Here is a 2,091-nt window from a genome sequence, read left to right as displayed (position 1 = left end):
CCAGCACCCACAACGCCGCCCGCAGCACGCCCGCCCCCGGCATCGAGGCCATCACCGCCAGGTCCACCGCGAACAGCGCCACCGCCGCGAGGCACCCGAGTCCGAAACCCACCCCGCCGCGGGCCGCCGCGCGGAAATCCGTCCAGAACGTCGTCCACAGTGGACCACCGACGGCGCGCCGGGTGCGGTCCAGCACCCGGCAGCCCGCCGCGAAGGCCGGGGCCGCCGTCACCACCGGGACCGAGGCCAGCGCGACGAGCAGCCCCGCCAGCAGGCAGTCCGAAAAGTCGCCGAGCCCGGTTCGCCAGTCCGCTGACCGCTTCAGCGTCCGCATCGCCTCACCCCTTCAGGCCGCTGGTGCTGACGCCTTCCACCAGCAGGCGCTGGAAGGCGAGGAAGAACAGCACGATCGGGACGAGCGCAAGCGCGGACATCGCGAACATCGCGCCGAAGTTCGACTCGCTGCTCGTGTCGACGAACAGCCGCAGGCCCAGCGGCACGGTGAACTTCTCCGTGTCGTTGAGGTACACCATCTGCGTGAAGAAGTCGTTCCACGTCCAGATGAACGTGAAGATCGACGTCGTCACCAGCGCCGGTTTCGACAGCGGCAGCACCACGTGCCAGAACGTGCGGTAGACCGAACAGCCGTCGATGATCGCCGCCTCGTCGAGCTCCCGCGGGATCCCGCGCATGAACTGGACGATCAGGAACACGAAGAACGCCTCCGTGGCCAGCAGTTTCGGCAGGATCAGCGGGACGAACGTGTTGACGAGGCCCGCCTGCTGGAAGATCACGTACTGCGGGATCAGCGTGACGTGGTAGGGCAGCATCAACGTCGTGATCATGAACGCGAACAGCGCGCCGCGGAACCGGAACTTCAGCCGGGCGAAGGCGAACGCGGCCAGCGAACACGACAGCACGTTCGCCGCCACCGACAACCCGGCTACCAAGAAGGAGTTCAGGAAGAACCGGCCGAACCCGACGTCCGCCGCTCCCTCCCAGCCCTTCGGGTAGCCGTCGAAGACGAACCGGGTCGGCAGCAGCGCCAGCCGGGACAGGATCTCGTCCGGCGGCTTGACCGACGCGAACGCCAGCCAAACCAGCGGGTACAGCACGACGGCGACGATCACGAGGCACAGCAGGTGCCAGCCGAACGAACGAGCACTGCGCGGGAGCACCGTCACTTCCGATCCTCCGCGTCGTCGTAGAACACCCACAGCTTCGCCGTCCGGAACACGATCGCCGTCACGATCGCGATGACCACCAGCAGCACCCACGCCATCGCCGACGCGTAGCCCATCCGGAAGTCCTGGAAGCCGACCTCGAACAGGTAGAGCGTGTAGAACAGGTCCGCGTCGGCCGGGCCGCCGCGGCCGCCGCCGATGACGAACGCCGGGGTGAACGCCTGGAACGCGTGGATCGCCTCCATCACCAGGTTGAAGAAGATCACCGGCGACAGCATGGGCAGCGTGATGTGCCGGAACCGGCGGAACGCGCCGGCGCCGTCGATCGCGGCGGCCTCGTGCAGCTCCGCCGGGATCTGCTTGAGCCCGGCCAGGAAGATCACCATCGGCGCGCCGAACTGCCAGACACCCAGCAGCACGATCGAGGCCAGGCTGAACTGCGGGTCGTCCACCCAGCTCGGCGTGTGCCAGCCGAAGAACGCCAGCACCTCGTTCACCGGGCCGCCGCCCATGAACAGCGCCCGCCACACCAGCGCCGCCGCGACACTCGCGCCGAGCAGCGAAGGCGCGTAGAACGCGGCCCGGTAGAAGCCGTTGGCCCCGCGGCGGGTGTTGAGCAGCATCGCCACCAGCAGCGACACCGTCAGCTTCAGCGGCACCGAGACCAGCACGTAGATCAGCGTGACCTTGACCGACTGCAGGTAGCGGTCGTCGCCGGTGAACATGTGCGCGAAGTTGCCGAACCCGACCCACTTCGGCGAGGTGAACATGTCGTAGTCGGTGAACGACAGGTACAGCGAAACCACCATCGGGCCGACGGTCAGCGCCACCGCGCCGAGCAGCCACGGCGTCAGGAAGGCGAACGCCTCCGGCTGGGTCTTGCGGCGGCGGCCGGCCGGCCGGCCCC

The 2,091-nt window shown here is 68.4% G+C and carries 3 protein-coding genes; all 3 read right to left on the bottom strand.

Translation table 11 applies throughout. The features are described from left to right. Positions 1 to 334 (bottom strand): DUF624 domain-containing protein (locus tag C2L59_RS10330; RefSeq protein WP_146060303.1); only part of this gene is annotated, 334 nt, incomplete at its 3' end. 4 nt (positions 335 to 338) lie between these two features. Continuing rightward, positions 339 to 1,184 (bottom strand): carbohydrate ABC transporter permease, encoded by an 846-nt coding sequence (locus C2L59_RS10325; protein WP_103349307.1) that lies wholly within the window; start codon positions 1,182 to 1,184, stop codon positions 339 to 341. Further along, positions 1,181 to 2,091 (bottom strand): carbohydrate ABC transporter permease (locus tag C2L59_RS10320; RefSeq protein WP_103349306.1); only part of this gene is annotated, 911 nt, incomplete at its 5' end. The genes C2L59_RS10320 and C2L59_RS10325, both read right to left, overlap by 4 nt.

It is taken from the genome of Amycolatopsis sp. CA-128772 (assembly GCF_002904295.1).
GTDB lineage: Bacteria > Actinomycetota > Actinomycetes > Mycobacteriales > Pseudonocardiaceae > Amycolatopsis.
The sequence above is the reverse complement of the archived record's forward strand: the minus strand, read 5'-3'. Positions and strand labels throughout refer to the sequence as shown.